The sequence below is a fragment of the Halalkalibacter kiskunsagensis genome (assembly GCF_037027555.1).
Classification (GTDB): domain Bacteria; phylum Bacillota; class Bacilli; order Bacillales; family Bacillaceae_D; genus Halalkalibacter; species Halalkalibacter kiskunsagensis.
In genome coordinates, this window is sequence record NZ_JAXBLX010000068.1 from 1 (window position 1) to 20,395 (window position 20,395).

The 20,395-nt window shown below is 37.6% G+C and carries 17 protein-coding genes; 5 read left to right on the forward strand and 12 right to left on the reverse strand.

Annotated features, from left to right (window positions below; all coding sequences use genetic code 11):
• Positions 1-170: 170 nt before the first annotated feature.
• The 6 genes from SLH51_RS23040 to SLH51_RS23065 form a co-directional block, all read right to left on the reverse strand.
• Positions 171-1,385, reverse strand: coding sequence for a NupC/NupG family nucleoside CNT transporter (locus SLH51_RS23040; protein WP_335963904.1), 1,215 nt, complete (start codon positions 1,383-1,385; stop codon positions 171-173).
• A 16-nt stretch (positions 1,386-1,401) separates the two neighbouring features.
• Positions 1,402-1,668, reverse strand: coding sequence for a hypothetical protein (locus SLH51_RS23045; RefSeq protein ID WP_335963905.1), 267 nt, complete (start codon positions 1,666-1,668; stop codon positions 1,402-1,404).
• A gap of 362 nt (positions 1,669-2,030) precedes the next feature.
• Positions 2,031-3,182, reverse strand: coding sequence for a tryptophan synthase subunit beta (trpB, locus tag SLH51_RS23050; protein WP_335963906.1), 1,152 nt, complete (start codon positions 3,180-3,182; stop codon positions 2,031-2,033).
• 177 nt (positions 3,183-3,359) lie between these two features.
• Positions 3,360-4,610: a multidrug effflux MFS transporter gene (locus SLH51_RS23055; RefSeq protein WP_335963907.1), complete on the reverse strand. Its 1,251-nt coding sequence runs from the start codon at positions 4,608-4,610 to the stop codon at positions 3,360-3,362.
• A gap of 51 nt (positions 4,611-4,661) precedes the next feature.
• The gene (locus tag SLH51_RS23060) at positions 4,662-5,501 is read right to left on the reverse strand and encodes a MerR family transcriptional regulator (protein ID WP_335963908.1); all 840 of its coding nucleotides are present in this window, start codon (positions 5,499-5,501) and stop codon (positions 4,662-4,664) included.
• A 79-nt stretch (positions 5,502-5,580) separates the two neighbouring features.
• Complete coding sequence (locus SLH51_RS23065; RefSeq protein WP_335963909.1) at positions 5,581-7,179, reverse strand: aspartate:alanine exchanger family transporter; 1,599 nt, start codon at positions 7,177-7,179, stop codon at positions 5,581-5,583.
• Between the two features lie 242 nt (positions 7,180-7,421).
• Here SLH51_RS23065 and SLH51_RS23070 point away from each other — a divergent pair, with 242 nt between their 5' ends.
• On the forward strand, positions 7,422-8,255 hold the full coding sequence (locus tag SLH51_RS23070; RefSeq protein ID WP_335963910.1) for a potassium channel family protein: 834 nt from the start codon (positions 7,422-7,424) through the stop codon (positions 8,253-8,255).
• Here SLH51_RS23070 and SLH51_RS23075 read toward each other — a convergent pair.
• Complete coding sequence (locus SLH51_RS23075; protein ID WP_335963911.1) at positions 8,224-8,439, reverse strand: YdbC family protein; 216 nt, start codon at positions 8,437-8,439, stop codon at positions 8,224-8,226. The two genes, SLH51_RS23070 and SLH51_RS23075, sit on opposite strands and share 32 nt — an antisense overlap.
• A gap of 287 nt (positions 8,440-8,726) precedes the next feature.
• On the opposite strand from SLH51_RS23075, the gene SLH51_RS23080 reads away from it, so the two are divergent.
• Positions 8,727-9,560: an AraC family transcriptional regulator gene (locus tag SLH51_RS23080; protein ID WP_335963912.1), complete on the forward strand. Its 834-nt coding sequence runs from the start codon at positions 8,727-8,729 to the stop codon at positions 9,558-9,560.
• Positions 9,561-9,799: 239 nt separating this feature from the next.
• Here SLH51_RS23080 and SLH51_RS23085 read toward each other — a convergent pair whose 3' ends face one another.
• Positions 9,800-11,206: a HEAT repeat domain-containing protein gene (locus SLH51_RS23085; RefSeq protein WP_335963913.1), complete on the reverse strand. Its 1,407-nt coding sequence runs from the start codon at positions 11,204-11,206 to the stop codon at positions 9,800-9,802.
• 256 nt (positions 11,207-11,462) lie between these two features.
• Between SLH51_RS23085 and SLH51_RS23090 the strand changes: the two genes are divergently transcribed.
• The gene (locus tag SLH51_RS23090) at positions 11,463-11,951 is read left to right on the forward strand and encodes a MarR family winged helix-turn-helix transcriptional regulator (protein ID WP_335963915.1); all 489 of its coding nucleotides are present in this window, start codon (positions 11,463-11,465) and stop codon (positions 11,949-11,951) included.
• A gap of 283 nt (positions 11,952-12,234) precedes the next feature.
• On the forward strand, positions 12,235-12,747 hold the full coding sequence (locus SLH51_RS23095; RefSeq protein WP_335963917.1) for an acyl-CoA thioesterase: 513 nt from the start codon (positions 12,235-12,237) through the stop codon (positions 12,745-12,747).
• A gap of 470 nt (positions 12,748-13,217) precedes the next feature.
• On the opposite strand, the gene SLH51_RS23100 is transcribed toward SLH51_RS23095, so the two are convergent.
• The gene (locus tag SLH51_RS23100) at positions 13,218-13,442 is read right to left on the reverse strand and encodes an ABC-ATPase domain-containing protein (protein ID WP_335963919.1); all 225 of its coding nucleotides are present in this window, start codon (positions 13,440-13,442) and stop codon (positions 13,218-13,220) included.
• Positions 13,443-14,322: 880 nt separating this feature from the next.
• Between SLH51_RS23100 and SLH51_RS23105 the strand changes: the two genes are divergently transcribed.
• The gene (locus tag SLH51_RS23105) at positions 14,323-14,802 is read left to right on the forward strand and encodes an immunoglobulin-like domain-containing protein (protein WP_335963920.1); all 480 of its coding nucleotides are present in this window, start codon (positions 14,323-14,325) and stop codon (positions 14,800-14,802) included.
• 67 nt (positions 14,803-14,869) lie between these two features.
• Here SLH51_RS23105 and SLH51_RS23110 read toward each other — a convergent pair whose 3' ends face one another.
• The 3 genes from SLH51_RS23110 to SLH51_RS23120 are packed head-to-tail and all read right to left on the reverse strand — an operon-like array spanning position 14,870 to position 19,743.
• On the reverse strand, positions 14,870-16,069 hold the full coding sequence (locus SLH51_RS23110; protein ID WP_335963924.1) for a hypothetical protein: 1,200 nt from the start codon (positions 16,067-16,069) through the stop codon (positions 14,870-14,872).
• A 22-nt stretch (positions 16,070-16,091) separates the two neighbouring features.
• Positions 16,092-16,472, reverse strand: coding sequence for a sensory rhodopsin transducer (locus SLH51_RS23115; protein ID WP_335963922.1), 381 nt, complete (start codon positions 16,470-16,472; stop codon positions 16,092-16,094).
• Between the two features lie 25 nt (positions 16,473-16,497).
• Complete coding sequence (locus tag SLH51_RS23120; protein WP_335963923.1) at positions 16,498-19,743, reverse strand: glycosyl hydrolase; 3,246 nt, start codon at positions 19,741-19,743, stop codon at positions 16,498-16,500.
• Between the last annotated feature and the right edge of the window lie 652 nt (positions 19,744-20,395).

Genomic DNA, 20,395 nt, shown 5'->3' on the forward strand with positions numbered 1-20,395 from the left:
TATGTCAAAAAGGGAAAGTCACCCTTTTTGCCTATGTTGCTTTTGCAATGGCTCCGTTCGCTGCGCGCCAGCCCCGAGAAGCCCACTCGGTGCTAGCTTTAAACAAAGCAGCGACTCCACTCATTGCTGAGTTATGTCAAAAAGGGAAAGTCACCCTTTTTGACATAACTCTAAAATAACATTCCTGCTATCGATGCGCTTAATAGGGATGCTAGCATTCCGGCGAGGACTGCTTTCATGCCTAACTTCGCGATATCCTGCCTGCGGTTTGGGGCTAAGTTGCCTAATCCTCCGAGTAAGATTGCAATGGATGATACATTGGCAAATCCGCATAAGGCAAAACTTACGACTGCAACCGTTTTATCTGATAACTCATCGATTTGAGGCGCAAAGGATGCATATGCTACAAACTCATTTAAAATAAGCTTTTGACCGATGAAGCCTCCAGCAGTAAGTGCTTCTGTCCAAGGAACGCCAATCGCAAAAGCAATTGGTGAAAACAGAACACCAAGGATGAGTTCTAATGTTAGACCCTCAAAATTGAACCAGCCGCCAACTGCACCTAAGATTCCATTTATCAAAGCGATAAGTGCAATAAACGCTAACAACATTGCCCCGATATTTAATGCTAATGTTAATCCGACACTCGCCCCACGAGCAGCTGCATCAATAACATTGGCAGATTCCAAATCTTTATCGAGCTGAATCTCATCTGAGGTATGTGATTTCTCTGTTTCTGGGATAATCATTTTTGCCATAATTAACCCCGCTGGTGCAGCCATGAAGCTTGCTGCAAGCAAGTATTCTAACGGAACACCTAATAATGAATAACCAATTAAAACGGAGCCTGCAACAGAGGCTAGTCCACCAGTCATCACCGCAAATAACTCTGACTTTGTCATTTTCTCAAGATATGGACGAACGACTAATGGCGCTTCTGTTTGCCCTACAAATACGTTTGCGGCTGCGGACATAGACTCAGCCTTACTTGTTCCAAGAAGCTTCGATAAAGCACCACCTATAACTTGAATCACCTTTTGCATAATACCGATGTAGTACAAAACCGATATTAAAGATGAGAAAAATATAATGACAGTCAATACTTGAATCGCAAAGATAAACCCCATTCCTTCAGCTTCAAATAAGCCGCCAAACAAAAATTCAATCCCTTCATACGCATAATCAATAATGGCTGCAAATCCCAATGTTAACCATTCTAAAAATGCCTTACCCATTTCCCATTTCAATACGATAAACGCAAATCCAATTTGTATTGCTAAGCCCCCTAAGATTGTTTGCAACTTAATTGACTTACGATGACTCGAAAAAAGAAAAGCAATAACAAAAACAGTGACAATCCCTAAAATCCCCCATAGAAAATTCACCGTACAACCCCCTCAATTAATGATACAAATGTTGAAGCCGCTCAAGATCAGATAATAAAGCTTTTAAATCGTCTTTTGATAATGGAATCAACATTTGATCATATAGTGTAATGACTTGATATCCCGTGCTCCCTTCTTGTTCTTTCAAGTAACGATAAAGCCTTGAAAATTGACTTTCTTTTATAATTGATTCCGTCGGTTGGTTTTTTATTTTTTGAAGAATAAATTCATTCATTTCTTTGTCAAATTCACCTGATATAATTTGTCCATTAATATTTGTCATCTGTCTCACTCCAAGAATAATGGTTACTATTAGAGTTACCCTAATTTAAGTAAATTACATCCTATTATTTTTAATAATTATATTTATGTCCATTCATGCATTTCACAATCAAAAAAAGACAAAAAACCTCGACAGCATGTCAAGGCTTACTTTTACACAGTCTATTAATGATCACTTAAGTAGCGGTTACGCTCCTTCTCTCATTTTTAATGCAACACTTATTGATTAGAGGTTGAGGTTTCTATCCACTAGTTTTTTCAGTATTTCTCATCCTATTGTATAAAACTGTCTATTTTTTACTAGTTATTTTAATCTTTGTGTTTTTAAGAAAACATGCCAGAGTTTCACTGATCACGATTGTATTATTCGTGTATCATATTATAAACTTGTTGTACGTCCTTATCGCCTCTACCAGACAAATTAACGATGATAATATCCTCTTTGTTTAGTTCCTTTGCCAGTTTTACAGCATGTGCTACAGCATGTGCACTTTCTAGTGCTGGTATAATTCCTTCTATTTTTGATAGCTTTTGGAACCATTCTAACGCTTCTTGTCCTGTAATGGTTACATACTCTGCTCGACCGTTTACTTTTAAATAACTATGTTCTGGACCAATACCAGGATAATCGAGGCCTGCTGCGATTGAATACGTCGGTTTTGGTTGACCTTCTTCATCTAATAAGGTCAAGCATTTAAAACCGTGTATAACAGCTGGTACTCCTTCTGTTAATGATGGAGCTTCAGCAGGTTCAACACCAACTAACCTGACACTTGGCTCATCGATAAAATGGGCAAATGCACCTATAGCATTGCTTCCCCCACCAGCACAAGCAACAACTGCGGTCGGAAGCTTCCCTTCTTTTTCTAGGATTTGACGCTTTGATTCTTCACTAATAATCGATTGGAAAAACTTTACCATCGTTGGAAATGGATGTGGGCCTACTGCTGAACCAAGTAAATAGAATGTATCTTGATAATTTTCAACCAAGTCATTTAAGGCTGCATCAACCGCATCTTTTAATCGACCTTGTCCTTGGTCAACGGGCATAACCTTTGCTCCAAGTAATTCCATGCGAAAGACATTTAATGCTTGACGTTCGGTATCAAGTTTGCCCATATAAATCGTACAATCCATGTCAAAAATAGCACAAGCTGTTGCTGTTGCCACCCCGTGTTGACCAGCACCTGTTTCAGCGATAATGCGCGTAGCACCCATGCGCTTTGCAAGTAGAATTTGTCCGATTGCATTGTTAATTTTATGAGCACCGGTATGATTTAAATCTTCTCGTTTTAAATAGATTTTTGCTCCGCCAATCGTTTCAGTTAAATTTCTTGCATATGTTAATGGATTTTCACGTCCAACAAACTCTTGTAAATAGTACTTAAATTCATCTATAAATTCAGGGTCATTTTTATATTTTTCAAATTGCTCATCTAAAATTGCTAATACATTTGCTAAATCTTCAGGTAAAAAACTTCCTCCAAATTCACCAAAAAAGCCTTTTTCACTCATAAGTTATCCTCCTACGAACATCTACTTACTCTATTTTTAAAATTTCTATATGCTACTATACGACAAAGTTATCGATTTTCCCTGCTAATAATTAAAAATTAGCAATATTTCGCATACGGTTTCATCTAAAAGCAAATGTTTTCTACTTAAAAAAGGCATCCCACGTGGAATACCTTACTAATTTTTTTCAACTGTCAAAGCTTGATGAATTTTTACTTTTTTCTTTCGAATCATAAATGTATGAACAATGATTGCACTGATACTGCAGAAGCCAACAACCAGTCCCATTGGGATAGCCGTATGACTGCCACTTAACCCAACGATCGGTGCCATAACTCCTCCAATTCCAAATTGAAATAACCCGAGAAATGCAGAAGCACTGCCTGCATGCTTTCCTTGACTTCTCATTGCTAATGAGACACCACTTGGACTAATAAATCCAATACTCGATACAACAAGAAATAACGCTAATAGAATTGGTATAAACATAGGCCTGCTAATCGTAAAGCTTAACAACAGAATAGCTCCAGTTAGCATCATACTTAAACCAAACATAAGAAATTTATTTTCCTCAATCCGACCTGCTAACCTTCCTGTAATTTGCGAGGCGATAATTAACCCCATCGCATTCAGACCAAAAATAAAACTATACACTTGAGGTGTGACTTGAAAGATTTCTTGAAAAACAAAGGATGATCCTGAAATATAAGCAAACATCGCACCTGACGATAATCCGACTACTAATGCATACCCAATAAAAGAACGATCACCTGCTAACGTTTTGAATGTTGTTACTGTTTGAGCAAGACCACCTTTTGAGCGTTTTTCCACATGAAGCGTTTCAGGCAAGCGAAAATAAATTAATACCAGCATAACCACTCCCACACTAAAAAGTGTCACAAAAATTCCGCGCCAAGATACAAAATTCAATAGGAACCCACCTGCTACAGGTGCAAAAATTGGAGCAACCCCCATTATTAAAACTAACACTGAGAACATTTTGGTCATTTCGCTTCCCGAATACATGTCACGTACGCACGCACGAGAAATAACCATCCCTGCCGCTCCAGCAGCCCCTTGAATAAAACGAAAGAGAATTAGCACCCAAATAGACGGGGCAAAAGCACATAATACTGATGCAGCAGCATACAAGGATAAAGCAAGCAGCAAAGGTCTTTTTCGACCATGTATATCACTAAGTGGCCCGACAATCATTTGTCCAAACGCTAGCCCAAGTAAGCAAGCTGTTAAACTCAATTGAATCAGTGATGCTGACGTATCAAAATTCAATGCCATCGTTGGAAAGGCCGGTAAATACATATCAATCGTTAATGGTCCAAACGCCGACAAAGCCCCTAACATTAAAAGAATGGCAACTCTTTGCGACTTATGATCAATACGCTCGTCAACTTTTTTTATTTTTCCCATTTCTACACGTAACCCTCCCTCAATCTGATATCTCAACCTTAAAGGGTCCAGTTACTGGAGGGTCAATGGTTGAATAGGAATTTGTATTTCTGTTAAGTACTCATTGGGATCATTTGTTATAAATCGATCAATGATTGTGCGTACAATACAATCGCCCTTCGGTTCAAGCTCTTTCTCTTTTATTAACTCTAATAACAACTGATAATAATTCTTTGCCTCGGTTGTATCCCCTCGGTAATAAATTGATGCATATGTTCCTTTTGGTATAACTGACACCATCTCATGGCTCGCATATAATTGATCTGCTTTCTCTAATAAGATAAAAATAGAATTATACTGTAAGTAATTCCCCTTTTTTATGTCTTCAATGGAAAGAGTTAATCCCACCTTGCCAATGATTATAGGTGATACTTGATGAAATTCTTTCTTTATCTTTCGCAGAGATAATTCAAGTTCATAAAGAGATCGTATTTTTCCTTTTACTTCAACAATCATTCGTTCAGCAACTTCTTTTACAACCGGTACATCAATATTAACAATGCTTCGCGTTCCTTCGATCTCTGTAATTCGGTTTTCAAACCGCTGATTAATCCTCTCCAATTCTTTTATTTTTTGTTCCGTACGGTTTTTATGGAATTTCAACGCCTCAACTAATTCATCTAAACTTTTATTGGCAATTTGCTGTTTGATTTCTTTTAAAGGTACACCTAACGTTTTCAAATACAGGATAATGTCTAATTGCTCAAACTGTTCAATTGAGTAATACCGATATTGATTTATTACATCCACTTCAACTGGTTTAAATAATCCGATTTCATCATAGTACCTTAACGTTTTGACCGGGATACTGTGTAGCTTAGATAACTGACCAATCGTGAATCTTTTTTTCATTTTGAACACCTTTTATTGTTTTTAGGGTTTACTTTTTTGAAACATACTATATATTTCTATCTCTTTGTTCGATAACCCTTTATAAGAAAAAGATTAGTATTTGTGCAGCTATAGTGACGAAGATAAGGGCAAAAGGATAAGCAGCTGCATAAGCTATTGCTGGATCTTCTGATTCAATAATCTGATTGACTGCGCCTAGTCCCGGCGTACTCGTTAACCCCCCGCACAAAGCACCTAATGAGTGTACTACACTTAATCGAAATATTTTTCTCGCTAGTAAAAAACCAACAATAATTGGAATAGTGGTAATCAATGCACCTCCCATTACAAGACTAATACCTTCTGATTGAACTACTCCTACAAGACCTTGACCTGCAGTCGTACCTGCTCCTGCTAGAAAAAGCACGAGCCCTAGATCGCGAATTACTTGATTAGATGGTTGAAAAAAACGGGCACGAATCGGACCAAGCTTTCCAAAGTGTCCAATTAGAAGTGCTACGAATAAAGGGCCTCCAGCCACTCCTAGCGTTAGCGTACCTAAATGAGGTAAATGAATAGGAATCATCCCTACTACGATCCCTATTAATAAAATCAAACTCAAAGAAAAAATATGCACATTTGTTACAGTTAGCGTTTTTTTACTAAATAATTTCTCGACATCGTTTAAACGATCTTCACTACTCACAAGAGATAAGACATCGCCTCGTTCCATCCGCCACTTGGAATTTTGATTAAATTCAAAGCCCCCACGCTCAATCCTAGTGACGGTTACGCCGTACATTCTTCTCAACTCTAATTCTCTTAAGTTCTTTCCAATCATTTCCTCTGAATTCACGACCACTTTCCGAAGCTTCACGTGGTCAGAATTTTTAAAGTCTGCCTCTACTTCTCTGCCAATATCATTACAAATGTGATCTAAATCTTCCCGCAATCCTACTGCTACTAGACGATCTCCTCGTAGAATTACGGTATCGTTTAAGGCAATAATATTACGGTCGCCGCGTATGACGCGACTAATGACAACGGATTTATATTGATTAAACCTTAGTTCCTTTAGCGTACGTTTATTAATTGAAGGATTCGTTACTTCGATCGTAATTACTTCAGGAGAGCGCTCATTCCGTACAGGATCAACTGTTCGGTTCAAATCTTTCACCAAGTCCACCTTAAGAACTCTAGGTAAAAGCTGAACGAATAACACGACTGCTAAGACACCAAATGGATAAGCAATTCCATAACCAACTGAAGCTAAAGGGTCATTTGTCGCTTGAAGAGCCGCGGCTAATCCAGGGGTACTAGTAAGAGCTCCTGTCATAAGACCAATGCTTAGTGCAGGCGACAAACCGAACAGCTTCGATACAATGACTGTCGTAACGGAAGCAACAAGCACGATAAGAAGCCCAATAATACCAAATACAATTCCACTTGAGCGCATCATTCGAAAGAAACGAGGACCCGCTTGTAAGCCAACAGCAACAATAAACAAACTCAGTCCTAAATTTTGCACCATCGCAGAAACCTGGTATCCTAAATGACCGAATAACATCGCAACTAAAAGCACACCAGAGGTGCCTAAACTTAATCCTCTCACCTTCGCTTGACCGATCATTGATCCTAAAAACAAGATAACAAATAATAATAACAACGGTTCACCTAATAATGATATAATTACGTCCACTTTTTATCCTCCATTGATGACATAAATGTAATCATCTGTTTTCAACACTTTTTCCTCCATTATAGAACTTTACACGAAAAAGAAAGTGATGATGATCACTCTTTCACTTTCATATTGCATCCACCTACAATACATGCTTTCCATCCAATTGGAAAAAGTAATAAAGGCGCGATTTCTAAAAAAAGAAACAAAATATCTTTGAATTTTCACGTGAAATCATTTAGAAAGGAGAGCTCTCTAACATGCAAGCAAACGCAATCCATCCGAAGCTTTTACTTACTTATGAAATATCCATGGCTATTTTAGCTTTTGCTTCTATCCTTTTTATGATGAGTGACAATGCCTTCATTCAAAATCTCGACTTTTATATTTGGATCATTTTTGTCATTGATGTTAGTGTACGCTTTATTAAAAGTGAAAATAAGTGGGACTATATTAAACGAAATCCTTTCGATATTATTGCCATCATTCCACTTGATAGTATTTTTCGACTAGCAAGATTAGCTCGGTTAATACGGCTTATTAGAGCAATTGCGATTGTAGGTCACTATTTAAAACCCTTTTATCAAATCATTCGAACGAATCACTTGGATCGAGTTCTCGCTACACTTTTTATCTTAATTTTTGTTGCTGCGATTCCAATTCAAATGATTGAGCCTTCCATTCCTTCCTATACAGATGCTGTTTGGTGGGCTGTCGTTACTGCAACGACTGTAGGCTATGGTGATATTTCTCCCGTTACTATTTTTGGCCGTTTAATTGCGATTGTCCTTATGCTTTTTGGCATTGGTCTTCTTGGCATGGTGACTAGTTCCATTGCCGCTTATTTCATCCAAGCAAACAAAGAAAAAGACGAAGACAACACCATTACGTACTTGAAAAATGAAATTGAACGCATTCATACGATGAACGATAGAGAGTTAGAGCGTTTAAAATCCATCATTGATTGTATAAAGATCCGTCATCAACCAGATGAATTGAAAAACCCCCTAGACATACTAACTAGGGGTTCTTGCTTTCTATTACATTTCCGCTTTCTTTCAATCAATCTTTTGTTAATGCTTGAACAAGAATAGCAACCTCTTCCTCAGATAACGTCACTCCTTTTCCCATTTTCAAATGGTCGGGTGACCATTCACGTATATCATACTTTGGGTCTCGCCCGTTCCAACTAATAAGATTGAGTTCCTTTTTCCAACCTTTTGCACTTTCTGATAAAACGGCAATCGTTTCTTTAATTTCAAACGTAATGTTTGCCATTAAAAAGCCCTCCTTCATTTAAGTACCATTATAGCCCTATCGTACTTTTGTTTTCTTACATTTTCAATTCTTTATTATTTCTTCTCATAAATATAGAGCACAGTCAAATTTAACTAGTTTACCATCGTAAGAGCTAAGCTTTGGAATTACTGATTTTATGATTACTACAAACTTATAGTAAATAAAATACCAACACGATCAGCAGGAGTTCATGCATGGTCAATTGAACCTATAACATAACTATATACAGTACAATTTAGATGATTTTATACGTGGAGGATTTTTATATGGAAAGAAGTCAGAAAAAATTTTGGAGAAACTATATAGGACATGCGAGGCTTAATTTATCCTTTGCAGCTTACACGAAAGTCCCTACCACTTGGAATGAGTTTCATTTCACGCCGGACTTTCATAAACTTTATTACATTATAGAAGGTGAAGGTTTTGTGAGAGTAAATCAAGATACATACTACCCTAAGCCAGGAGAACTGTACCTTCTCCCAGCTGGGGCGATCCAATCTTATGGTACACTTAATGAAAATACGTTTGGTAAGTATTGGTGCCACTTTTCTGCAACACTTGGCAGCTCCCATCTTTTAGATATTGTTGACACCCCTATCTCTATAAAAGTAAAGGATCCACAAAAGCTACAAGAACAGTTTCAGGAACTCATTCATTACTCAAATAGTGATAAATTATCGAGTGAGTTTCACATTCAATCCATTCTCTTAGCTATACTAGCACTCTTTATTGATGAACGTAACCAAACTCATACCAACATCATGAAACATACATCTTTTGATAACATAAGAGATGTCATACACTATATTGATGAACATATTAGAGATAGTCTTTCCATTGAACAACTAGCAGCAATCGTGAACTTTCATCCAAACTATTTCATTAAAGTATTCAAGGAAGTTACGGGCTCTTCCCCCATTCAATACATTAAAAAGCTACGTTTGGAAAGAGCGAAACATTTATTAATCAGTTCAGACTACAGCGTTTCAGAAGTTGCTGATTTAGTCGGAATGGATCTCCCCTATTTTTCACGTAATTTCAAGGAGTTTACTGGATTCACTGCTACAAATTATCGGGACATGATTAAACATTCTGATTAAAGGACATTGCTTCTGGTTTGTTCAAAAAGGGGAAAAACGGAGCGCACTGAAAAAGTCCTTTTTAGCAGATTCGAGGAAGTAGCAATGGCTCCACACGTTGCGCGGCTGCTGTGAGAAACCCACTCATAGCAGCCTTTAAAACAAAGCAACGGTTCCGCTCATTGCTTAAAGGCCACTGGAAAAGGTGAAAAACGTACCTTTTTCAGCGGCCTTGAAAAACGTCCCTTTTTGAACAAACTCTAAAATGTACTTTCTGCTGTTGTGGATGCGCACCAGCGTGTGTTGAATAGATATTTTAGTAGGACGTCCTTTGCTTGTTCTGTTCCGATATAACGAAGGGCTTCTGCTGCATGGGCACGGACATAACGATTGTCATCATCAAGGGCTATTTCGAGTTCAGGGACTGCTTTTTCAGCAGTTGCACCTAGACGACATAGTGAAAGGCCAGCCATAAATCGGACTTGAGTGTCCTGATCTTGTAAGCACTTAATTAAACCTATTACGACCTCTTCTTCTGGTGCTTTAATCATCCCTAATGATTCAACAATTGTGCGTCTTTCATGTACTGATGCATGCTCAAGTAAGCGGTTTAACTCTGGAACTGCCTCTCTTGCTAGGTGACGATGTTCCCCTAGTGCAAATGCTGCATGAATAACAGTTTCCGGCCTGGAGCTTTCCAGCGCCTTTACTAAACCGGGAATGCTATCTTTTCCGGATACTGATAATCCATAAGACGCAATACGAGAGACAGCAACGTTTTCATGGTGAAGTTGCATAAGCAACGTATCCACTCCTCGTTTTCCACTTCTAGCTAATTCATATGATGCTCTTAGTGCATTAGGTTCAAAGTCATCCTCAATTAAATTAGCAAGCTCTTGAATTCTCCCTTCATTTTCAATCGTCGTATTGGCAATACTTCCCAGTTTCCCAGTTAGCCAATTCCACGTTTCTTCCCACATCACCTCTTGCTGTAATAAAGGAGCTAATGACGTATCAGTTTTTTTCCACTCTACCTCTTGATTGTCCCATGTAGGTGCTACAGGTACTTCAGTTCTCATAAATTCAAATTTCAACATATAGCGTGACTTCCCTAACTGGTTGGCGTTTGCACGATGCCAAATATCATAATGAATTAAAGCAAATGTTCCTGCTTTTCCACTCGCTAATATTTCTTCTTCCGTTTCATCTTCTGGGAAGATTCGCGATTCATAGTTTTGAGTCCCGGGCATAATTCCTGTTGGACCAAGTTCAATTGGTGTATCTTGTGGAAAATACATGATCATCGCCCACCAAGGATGATGATTCCTCATTCTCCTATACCCCCAATAGCTGTCTTTATGCCACCCACCTGCTTTTGGGGCTGCATTAAAATGCCCATGTCTATGAGCATGCAGCATGTAATTTTCACCAAGTACACTCGTTAATCCACCTGTAATTACAGGATGATCAAACACCCTTTGCAGTTCCGGTACTTTCGGCAACAAATTGTTTCCCGGATTCCCGTCGTGATATGCCATATCCAATTGTTTCGTCAACTGTTGATGAAATTCGCTCGAAAAATCTGTTTCAAGTAAAAGAAACCCATCAGTAATAAACTTTCTCATTTGTTCATCATTTAATAATTTTTGATTTTTAGTTGAGTTCATGATTTGCCTCCTTAGCTTAGTAACCACTTCATTAGTATAAAAAACATTTCCCCATAACCATATAGATGATCTTCATATACATTTGCACAAAATTAAGAATAGTCTAAAGTATGTAGCAATAGAACCATCATGACATTTGCCGTTTAAAGAAAACACAAGTGGCAATAATGAATTTACTAAACTTACTTCTGAATTGATTCTATTAAAGACATATGTACGTTAGAGTTACACTTTTTGCATTACTAGGAGGAGCATTATGACACAATCGAAAGATCTATTTGCTAAAAGTTATCTAGCCTTCGCTTTTATTCGAGGGCTGAACTTTGCAATAGAAAACGATATAAAGAAACAGTTAGACCAAGTATCCTTTCCAAGTTTCCGTATATTATGGATTCTCTATTTTGATCCGAATATTACGATGACTGAGCTAACCTACTTAGCTCAAACAAATATTTCAAATGTATTTCGGCAACTAACTAAATTGAAAGATGAAGGATTCGTTTACATTAATAACGGGAATGATGCTCGCACAAAAGAGCTAACATTAACAGAAAAAGGGCATAAGTTTGTACATAATTTCATTAAAGAAAATAACGCACATCCACATTTGCAAATCACTAATTTATTAGAGCGGATTCCAGCAGATGATCTAGGTACATTTCTTAAAGTCGCATCACTATTAAGTAGTGAGTTAATTGGAAAACCATTCTCTGATTGGGCTACAAAATCAGCAAATGACATGTAGAAATTAACAGATGTCGAGACATTTGGATTATTTTTAGATTTTATTTGCGAACGGCAAAAAAATGGGTAATATCAGTGCAATTATAGGACCAATTCTGCTTTCATAATGGGAGAGGTGTTGGTTAAAGAATAAGATGGCTGATAGGTATTACTAAAGAATTAATTACGTTTGTTAATTGGGATTTCCCTCACTTTGTCTTCATAAACTATAACAAAATTAAGATTAAAGAATAGTAACTGAGATCTCAAAATATGCAAGTGCAATACCAAACTTGGAGGTAACTATGGAATCGAAATTTGTAAATGAATCTAGAGTCGTTCGTACGAGCAGAGTGTTTCCAAATGATATAAATAACCACAATACACTATTTGGTGGGAAATTAATGAGCGATGTTGATATGATTGCTTCGATTTCAGCGACAAGGCACTCGAGAAAAGGCTGTGTAACTGCATCTACTGATTCCGTTGACTTTCTAAATCCCATCACACCTGATGATTCGGTCTCTTTTATCTCGTTTGTATCTTGGACAGGAACAAGTTCAATGGAAGTTTTTGTTAAAATCATTGCAGAGAATTTGCTAACCGGTGAACGAAAAATAGCAGCAACTGCTTTTTTAACATTCGTAGCTCTAGATGAGTTTGGAAAACCAACAAAAGTTCCACAAGTCATACCTCAAACAAAAGAAGAAATTAAACTACATGAAACAGGAAAAGACCGAGCAGCTAAACGTAAAGAGCACAGAATAAAAAGTAAAGAATTGGCCAGTTTTATTACTACCGATAAACCATGGGAATAGAAAAAAGCATAATAGGTGCAACATGGAGAGTAAATTTTCAAGTAAATTAGTCCATTCTTGAAAAGACCAGATAGAATAATAAATCCAACAACAACAGATAATAATACTACTTAAACGGACTAGAAAATGGTAGATAAGTTGACCTCTCGAATAAACAGTAGAAGTGATAGACATCCCAAAATAATTTTAACTTCATTTGACTGGTATTTTTTACATGTCATGAATCCTTTTACCTATATGGTGGAATATAGCTTTGCCAGGTGTGGGTCTCAAGAAATAGATGAATCTTTACAATCGATTATGCTATTATTGCTGTAATTACTTCTACTAGAAGTATTTTATTTTGTTCTCTTAGTTAGGCAGTTCTAAAGGATATAGAAGGGTGGTATTAAAATGGAAAAATTAGACTTAATCCTTAAGGAACTGCAATCATTAAACCAGCGAGTAGATACACTTGATTCAAACATGGTTTATAAACACGATCTCGAACGTATTGCTACCAAACTAGACCTTGAAGACATGGTTACTAAACGTGACCTTGAACTTTTGACTAAAGAAATTGACTCTATTGCCTCACAAGTTGCCCATAACACCGAACAAGTAAAAGCTGCAAACGAATAGTTCCCTTGTATATCTTTGTATGTTTTATACCCTTTTTTATCGATTCGTCTCAATAATTCTTTAAGTTTATTCATTATTGTACTCCTCACATTTACCGTCTAATGGCTCAAATTATCTATATTATTTACTTCTCTTTCCACTGAGTCATGATTATACCACTTCTATATATTGTTTAAACATTCGACTACTTGCTTAGACCTCCCCTCTATACAATAAAAAATGAGCACTCCCTAGCAGAACAACTTCAGCCTACTAGTGCACTCATTTTCACATGAAAGAGTTACATGAAATTATAACAATGATCGCAAATTAACGAAAATTCGGCAACGACCGAATTGATTGAGGATGATACGCGTTGCTTATCCTTAACACCTAAACCCTATAATTTGACTTGTCGGAAACGAACCATATGTGAAAGTTGGAAAAATAAACCCTTCTGTACGCCCAAATGGATTCGATCTGATAACATACATTAACACTATTCTCGGCATCCAACCAAACCCTCTTAATGATAAAATTGTCCATCTTCCTTCGCTCCTGGACCAAATGGTGTCGCACCTTGAGAGAACTGTTGGGCAGCTTGAGGGTTGCTTGATAGTTGTTGAAACTCGGAAATCAACTGTGTCTATGGTGATGGCACTTGTGGTCCTGCACTTGAACCCGGAAACGGTTGTGGCTGAAAGCTTGGGCCAGTTGAAACGGTAGGCATAATTGGACTCGCAGGAAATAAATTCAAAAACATGTAATCACCCTCCATACATTTGTAAGTAATTTAGCATATGTCTATAAACATGCGATGAATAGGTAACTGCCTATGTTTGTTAGCCAAGTTTTTAGTTGAAATTCATTAAAGAATCAACCATAGTGAAACATTTCATTTTGCAAGAAACGTTTCTACAGTTTAAAGCGTCTAACGATTAAGAGGAACGTATTAGTATTCAGGAGGATTATGTTATGAAAAGTAAATTCCGATTAACTTCATTGTGTATTTTCACTCTTATAATGATCGGCTGTCAATCTCAAACAATGGAACTGATAGAACTGAGTAATTATGAAAAGAATTTACCAAGTTTTATAGAAAATGAAGATTTAGTTTTGGAAATGAAATCCGCTAAGGAAACGTATCCCCCAACTGTTGATGAGATTTCTTTCAAATTAAGCAATTTCGGACCTCATGATGTTGGATTCGTTGAGTATTATCAGTTAGAAAAGCGTATAAATGAATCTTGGTATAAGGTTCCTTTCTCAGAGGATGCTAGTTCTATTTATATAGAAATTGACAACATGCTAAAGGAAAAAACAGCGAGTGAAATCACCTTAAAAGTGGAAGATTTAGAGTATCAGTTAACTGAGGGAGAATATCGAATGATAAAAGAGTTTTGGTCAGATGGCAATGAAGCTATTCTCGCTTCTGAGTTTAGGATTGTTTCTTAAGAGTATAAACAGAAGTTAGGCTCCCATCCTATATAAAGGGATAGGATGGGAGCCTAACTTTATATTTTTAGACTCTGGGGCCAAAGTGTTTCAACATTACTAAATTTTCAACTTCGCTTTCATTTTTTATAGTAATTCCGTTCTTCGCTTTGTTTTTTGTGACAAACCCTTCATCAGAAGTCAGGTCGGTAAACCGAACCATTCCTGGACACTCAACATTCACTCTATCAAGATAGCCTCTTCCTTGCACTACGATGAAACCATACGCTTCGTCATCTGTAATATGAACAGATTTCCCTGGATAAACCGTTAGCTCTTTTGCAGAATAATATTCATTATCATAGACGATCCAATACTCCTCAAACCCTTGTTCTTGCATGTTTTCTAACTGACTTACTGGTTTGGGTATACGATAATGATTTTTCATAAAGTTCGGATCCGTATTCGTCTCCCAATCTACGATCCCTACAAGGTAATCTAAATCCTCATATTTTTCTTCTGGTACATCTTTTACGAGTAACTCTCTTGGTACAGACCTGCCTTCCACAATGGACTGAAACATACCAAAGATGTCGACATTTTTTTGTAATTCATACGTGACTAGCGAGCCTGGTGCATGAAGAATTCCAGCAGGTACATCCCACCCTGTTCCAGGTGTTAAGCGGTATGCTTTTGAGTATTTTAAAATATCATTATCCCCGTTTTCCCAATTCGCTAGACAGCGTTTGATGTCCTCCTTCGTTGTAATAGAATCAAGTCCAAAAAACGTATACGGAAATGCATTGACAATTTGGTTATATTGAGGAGGAAAATAATAAGATTCTGGCTTGCCATCTTTCCCTACATCTTTTGCATGTTCCTCCATTTGATGAATATGAAAGGGAATTGGACCATAATTATCGAAAAATTTCGTTAATACAGTCCATCCGCCATGTGTTTTCATGACTGCCTTTCCTAAAAGATCATCTCCCATGATTTCAATTGCCTCTTTTAACAAAACTTTATGAATCTGCCCTTCATTCTTAATAACAATGTAACTTAATCCTTCATCTACTGGAGTTTCCGGTCCATTATCGGCTTGAGTTGTTGATGCAAACCAGCGCTCATTGATCCCGCCTCTTTCTTTTCCAAGAGCATACAAATCATCAGGGTGTAACTTTAACCGTTTTCCTGGGATCATAAAAGACCTCGGAACCCATGCTGGCGCTAATGTGAATATACCATCTGTTTTTTCAAGTTCTGCTATTAGTAATTCTTTTTTCATCATTTTATCCACAAGTCTTCACCTCTTAGTAAGATTCGTTTATTGCATAAGCCATCGTTGTCATTAATGTATTGGCTGATTGTGTAGCATCCATTCGACTAAATTGAACTATAACCGGAAGACTGCTTTCTACTTTTAACGCATAAGGTACACCTCTTAAAATCTTCTTTTCATCTTTTCCTACCAAATAATCAGTGCGGATATGTTTCGTCCGTTCTCCTTTTACTTGAAATCTAATGTCCTTGATAGGTTCGTCTTCTTCAAAATAAACTGTAACGGTAATTTCAGCGGTTTCTTTACTCGAGTTCAGTAGACAGATCGCTTCATGACTTTCTAATTCACCTGAACTTTTCTTAGGGATGAACCCGTCTGGAATAAACCATGTAGTAGAACCATATTTGTTCATTTGTATCAATCCTTTCTAGTTTGAACTAGTTTTCTAGAATCCGTACATCCTTTAATGAATGCGTCTTGTAATCAAAATATTTCCCTTCCAGCAAGCCAATTAGTGTCGTTGTCACTTGAACTTCTATGACATTCTCACCGTGCACAAGAATGTTCGTTTTTCCACTCCACTCATATGGAGACCATGCTCTTACACTAAGCGACTGTCCATTTATGAATACTTCAGCACAGTCGTGAAACTGATCAAACTCATCAAAGCTTACGACAAATTCTTCTATTTCAGGTAAGTCAGTTACATTAACGTCACGTTTAAATGATATCGTTCCTGCATAAAACGGAAGCCCTTCATATGGACCTACTAGCGAACGGGCATTTTGCGGAAGAGTTGTGATGACAGAACTATTCTGTTCATCAAACCCAACCCCAAAATCCCCCATAATATAAAAGGCATCGACTACACCATCCCAATCATGTTCAATTGAAACTTTCACTGTTATCGTATTTTTGCCTTGTTTAATCAAGGAGTGAATGTCACATACTTGATTCATATGATCATAGATAAACCGTTGCCTGAAGCTATCGCTGTTAACAGGCGAACCATTGATTAGTATTTCATAGTTCCCTGATATTGCATGAAGGTCCATAACGACGAAACAACGACTAGGCATCTCATCTATAGTAAAATGAGTAGCATAGCTAGCTTCGATCGGATAATCCATATTCAGTCTCATCGGTGTGCCAAAAATTTGCTTAAAACTAACTGGAAGGTTTTTCCTTTTTGCTAAATCCTCACACTGATCGATAAATGTTTTTACTTGGACTTGGCCAGTAGGCATCCCTTCTTCCTCTGAACCTAATGTCAGCTCAAAAGTATCAAATCGTATCATATTATCTTGAAGTGGGCATACATCCCATCCTTCTATAGATGACAGCTTCCATTGTGACGTTTTCTCGTTTTTGTAAGGGATTACATTTTTGTCGTTTAATTCCTTCCCGTTTCTAACCTGAATCGCTTGTGATTGGTAAGGAGCAAAGTCCAACTCCACTCTCCAACCATCACCTGATTTAGTCGCATGGATTTGTTCTATTTTCCCAGTTTCTATATCCAATCGGCTACATACAACCTCTTCATTTTTTAATTTAATCAAAAGGGTCGTCTTCTGATTCTCTCCTTCCTGATTGCTTATAAACACCAAATTGGACTGATCGTCTATTTTACGCTGTTGCAGTAAGAAGGAGGTTCCACCTTTTTCTGTCAAAAATGTGATATCTTCCTTTAAATGATCATCAATCAACGTCAGTAGTGTTTGAATTCGTTCATGTTTCTTTGCAGTAACTGAGATAAAATAAGCATGGTTCTTCCCTTTTGAAAAGAGTTCCGTCTGTGGAGGTGTTGGGTTTTCGTTCCAAAAATCATCTTCCGATTGATGAGATACCCCGAATGTCTCTAAGATCTCGTCCACATTCGAATCATGACGGTCGATCAACTCAGTAGGTAGAAGACAATTTGCAATGACAGTTCCGCCTTGCTCAATAAATTGTTTTATTTTCATCCATGCCGCTGATTCAACATTCGTCATAGGCGGGAGAATCAGAACCGAATAGGTCGCTTTGCCAATTTGGATTGTATTATTTTTGATTTCGGCTTGCTCTAACAGCTCAGGATCAAGGTGATCATAATCTTTATAATGAGTTGTTAAGCTGATACATATGTCAGACCAATGCTGTTTTAACTTCTCTAATTTCCTTTGTTCTTTTTCATCTTCTCCACTATAATCAAACCCTCTAAATGGGTTACCCATATGCTCCCAGAGACTTGTCGTTGGATCCAATACAGCAATCGAACGTACAAGTGTTCCCTCACTCATGAGGAAACTGATTCTTTTCGTATAATCACCTAACAATTTGAAATGTTTCCAATATGGATTTTGCAAAAACTGCGAAGGTGGAGCATCATGCTTCACGAGTCCATCGAGCGTATAAAAGAAAGCATGGAAATTGAAAAAGTTCACTCCAAAAGCAGCCAATCGATCGATCATCCATTTCGCGTCTTGCAAGGTCATCGACCAACCAACACTATGAAAGCATTCAATTAACGCACGTTCTCTCCCTAGTTGATTGCTGACCGAACTGATCATTTTTGGATTCGCACGAAAGCTAGAAAAATACGTTTCTAAAATCCACTCTAGTGATCTACCAAGCTTCTCATGAGCACTGTCACCACCAGGAACATGACTATACAACTGAGTTGTCATTCGAACGGCAGGAACTTCTGCGACATATTGCATGTCATTTTTTTCACACCAATCATGAACCTGTTTATGATAAGCTTCTCGTAAAAGCAGATGAATCGCTTGAAAATAATCGTACCGAACTTTAGAAGCTAAACCCCCATCGTTATCTATAAGTAATTGTAGACAATCTCTCAAATCATACCCATTTTTTTCTTTGAAAAAGGATAATAGCTTTGGAGACCAAGGCAACTTACCTAATAGACCAATTTCATCTGAAAACATTCCCTTCACCGTTTTTCCAAAATGGTGTTTTATCTCGCTTGCATAACGCTCATGGGTGCTTTCAATAAATGTTGCCATCGCTTCTTTATGACAAGGATCTACAAATGTCCCATAATATTTAAAGTCACTAATCTCCTCTTCAAGGAAACAATGAACTTCCCATGTACCTTTAGGAGCTGTCCAATTGAGAAATTTCTTTGGTTTATACGTGAAGAATCTTTTTTGGTTATACGCAGTCAGTCCTGTTTTTTGAAAAACTGGCTCGACTTGTAAATTTCCGATAAAATCATTTACGTCTATCGCGTCTTCCCATACTGGCTTTTTTGTCTCCTCACTAATAGGAACGGCCTTGGCAGAAAGGACGCGTGCCCATGGCATTTCAAAACTTCCTTTTGTTCCTCCTTCTACTTTTTCTACTTGATGAATAAGTGAATAATGTTTCGCGTCCGCATGTTCTAAAATCACTTCTCCTCCAGCCATTCCACTTGGATAAGGATATTCATCATAGAGCCAAACTTCAAGCTGATAACTAGCGGCAACCTCAATTGCATACGTAACTTTTGCAAACCATTCATTTGATAAATAAGGAACGCTCATCCCTTGGCGCGCACATAAAAAGAAGCCCCCTACGTTTTTATTAGCCATTTCTTGAATTTGATGACGAATTTCGTCTTCATTCATTTTTCCATTCCAAAACCAAAAAGGATGAATTCCATACTTAGAATCTGGATTTGCAAACTGTTTTTCACAAAACATACCTTCACCTCTCACTTCTTTACTTTGCTAAAAATGTTCATCTTCTATTGTTTACTTTATTCGAAAGCTCATTTTACAACAATCAGACATTTTTTATCTGCTTAAATAAGAGAGGTACGACATTTTTGAATAATTAATACTATTTTGAGAAGATGTTCAAAAAGGTAAAAACCAGAAGTTACTGAAAAAGTCCATCAAGGAAGCGGCAATGGCTCCGCGCTTTGCGCGCCTTCTATGAGAAACCCACTTATAGAAGGCTTTAAAACAAGGCAACGGCTACGCTCATTGCTTAGAGGCCACTGAAAAAGGTAAAAAGCAACCTTTTTCAGTGGCCTCTAAAACCAACCTTTTTGACTTATTATTTTTTTAGTATTCAAGGATGCGGCACTGGCTTCTCTCGCTGCGCGTAAGAACTGAAAAAACCACTCAGTTCTTACTTAAAACCTTGCAGCGGTTCCGCTCAGCGCTTCGAGGAAAGTCAAAAAGGTAAAAACCAACCTTTTTGACTTATTATTTCTTTAGTATTCAAGGATGTTGCACTGGCTTCTCTCGCTGCGCGTAAAGAACTGAAAAACCCACTCAGTTCTTACTTAAAACCTTGCAGCGGTTCCGCTCAGCGCTTCGAGGAAAGTCAAAAAGGTAAAAACCAACC

Bases quoted from the DNA above. Each gene is read 5' to 3' on its own strand.
- SLH51_RS23080 (WP_335963912.1), top strand. From the start codon at position 8,727: ATGGAAAGAAGTCAGAAAAAATTTTGGAGAAACTATATAGGACATGCG.
- SLH51_RS23055 (WP_335963907.1), bottom strand. From the start codon at position 4,610: ATGGGAAAAATAAAAAAAGTTGACGAGCGTATTGATCATAAGTCGCAA.
- SLH51_RS23075 (WP_335963911.1), bottom strand. From the start codon at position 8,439: ATGGCAAACATTACGTTTGAAATTAAAGAAACGATTGCCGTTTTATCA.
- SLH51_RS23085 (WP_335963913.1), bottom strand. From the start codon at position 11,206: ATGAACTCAACTAAAAATCAAAAATTATTAAATGATGAACAAATGAGA.
- SLH51_RS23060 (WP_335963908.1), bottom strand. From the start codon at position 5,501: ATGAAAAAAAGATTCACGATTGGTCAGTTATCTAAGCTACACAGTATC.
- SLH51_RS23100 (WP_335963919.1), bottom strand. From the start codon at position 13,442: ATGAATAAACTTAAAGAATTATTGAGACGAATCGATAAAAAAGGGTAT.
- SLH51_RS23105 (WP_335963920.1), top strand. From the start codon at position 14,323: ATGAAAAGTAAATTCCGATTAACTTCATTGTGTATTTTCACTCTTATA.
- SLH51_RS23110 (WP_335963924.1), bottom strand. From the start codon at position 16,069: ATGATGAAAAAAGAATTACTAATAGCAGAACTTGAAAAAACAGATGGT.
- SLH51_RS23070 (WP_335963910.1), top strand. From the start codon at position 7,422: ATGCAAGCAAACGCAATCCATCCGAAGCTTTTACTTACTTATGAAATA.
- SLH51_RS23115 (WP_335963922.1), bottom strand. From the start codon at position 16,472: ATGAACAAATATGGTTCTACTACATGGTTTATTCCAGACGGGTTCATC.
- SLH51_RS23045 (WP_335963905.1), bottom strand. From the start codon at position 1,668: ATGACAAATATTAATGGACAAATTATATCAGGTGAATTTGACAAAGAA.
- SLH51_RS23090 (WP_335963915.1), top strand. From the start codon at position 11,463: ATGACACAATCGAAAGATCTATTTGCTAAAAGTTATCTAGCCTTCGCT.
- SLH51_RS23095 (WP_335963917.1), top strand. From the start codon at position 12,235: ATGGAATCGAAATTTGTAAATGAATCTAGAGTCGTTCGTACGAGCAGA.
- SLH51_RS23120 (WP_335963923.1), bottom strand. From the start codon at position 19,743: ATGTTTTGTGAAAAACAGTTTGCAAATCCAGATTCTAAGTATGGAATT.
- trpB (WP_335963906.1), bottom strand. From the start codon at position 3,182: ATGAGTGAAAAAGGCTTTTTTGGTGAATTTGGAGGAAGTTTTTTACCT.